Origin of the sequence: Asaia sp. W19 (genome assembly GCF_003994335.1) — a bacterium.
In the GTDB taxonomy this organism is placed as follows: domain Bacteria; phylum Pseudomonadota; class Alphaproteobacteria; order Acetobacterales; family Acetobacteraceae; genus Asaia.
In genome coordinates this window covers 1-1,399 of the sequence record NZ_PNQZ01000023.1, presented here as the reverse complement: position 1 = coordinate 1,399, position 1,399 = coordinate 1, and the positions used below count along the sequence as shown (strand labels likewise).

The window sequence follows — 1,399 nt, the reverse complement described above, 5'->3', positions numbered from 1 at the left end:
TAACGACAAGTTCAGCGCGCTCTAGCGGGAAGGGTACGAGCAGAACATGCGCAGCCTGAGCGAGAGCGGGCAATCGGTGAAAGCCCGGCTTCTGGCAGCCCAGGGCGATCAGCAGGGCGCCGATCTGCTCGATTTCGATCTCTCGGCGTCCCAGCAAAAGCGTCAGCTCGCCGAAAGCTGGAAGGGCTTTCTCGGCGAGGCCTATACGGGGAACCAGACCTATCTCGACCAGGCGACCGCGCTCGAAAAGACCCTCGCGGCCGAGCGTCTCGCCATCCAGAAAAGCTACGCCGACAAGGCCGCCGCCGCTGCCAAGGCAGAGGCCGACGCCAAGACGCAGGCGATCAAGGCCCTGCGCCAGGAACATCTGCGCGCGGCGGACGAAGCACGGCAGCAGCGCGACCAGGTAGCCAACACGGTGGCGTCGGTCATCGGCAATCTGGTCGATTTTGCCAACGGGCTCAATCTGTCGAGCTACTCGCCTCTTTCGGCCGAGGCGCAATACCGGGCGGCCAATGACAATTTTCGATCGGTTGCGAGCAAGGCCCAGCAAGGCGATTACGAGGCGGTGCAATCCCTGCGCAGCACGGCAGAGGCGTTTCTCGCCCAGAGCCAGAGCTATAACGGCTCGGGGCGGGAATACGCGGTGGACTTCAACGCCGTCCAGCAGCTGTTGCAGACGGTGGGAACGCTGAAGCCGAACGTCCTCACGGAATCAGCGTTCAAGACGACAGTGGATGGCAGCACGCAATCCCTCTCCGGCGCGCTCTACAAGCTGCTGGAGACGGCGAACAAGCAGCTTGACATCGCCAATCGGCAACTCGCCGAGCAGCGGCATCAGGCCCAAGGCAGGGCGGCATGAACGGGCCGCTCTTTCATACGGTCGAGATCGATGCGGAGCGCCCGCTCGCGGTGGCCTTCGACCGGGGCTACGGCACACGCGCCGCTGGAACCCTCACGCTTCTGCCGTTCCGGCGGAGCATCATCGACACGCTGCGCCTGTCCGATGGGGGCTATGTCGATGAACACGGAACGCCCTATCCGCCCTTGCTGACCGATGCTTTCTCGATCGATCGGCGGCTTGATCTCTCGCCAGCCTCGCCCTCGGTGCGCGAGAGCTGGGGGGCGATCACCCTCGCCAATCCCGATGGACGGTACGACGCCCTGATCCGCGATCGCGTCATCGACCGGATGCCCATCCGTATCAAGGCGGGCAGCAAGACGCATGACCAGGCGCGCCAGATCGATCTCAACCCGCCAGGCTCTGTCCTCACCCCCGTATTCAGCGGGCTGGGCAGTCCCTGGCAGCCTGACCGGCTTGGCGTGCAGATCGCGCTGCGCGAGGTTTCGGGCTGGCTCGATGAAATCATGATGCCAGTCGGCAGCTATGCCGGTTCGG

The 1,399-nt window shown here is 64.3% G+C and carries 1 protein-coding gene and 1 pseudogene; both read left to right on the top strand.

The features are described from left to right. Positions 1-46 precede the first annotated feature (46 nt). Positions 47-862 (top strand): hypothetical protein, encoded by an 816-nt coding sequence (locus tag C0V97_RS05875; protein ID WP_127101654.1) that lies wholly within the window; start codon positions 47-49, stop codon positions 860-862. After that, a pseudogene (locus C0V97_RS05870) lies at positions 859-1,399 on the top strand (hypothetical protein); the annotation flags it as partial. The gene C0V97_RS05875 and the pseudogene C0V97_RS05870, both read left to right, overlap by 4 nt.

Bases quoted from the DNA above. Each gene is read 5' to 3' on its own strand.
- C0V97_RS05875 (WP_127101654.1), top strand. From the start codon at position 47: ATGCGCAGCCTGAGCGAGAGCGGGCAATCGGTGAAAGCCCGGCTTCTG.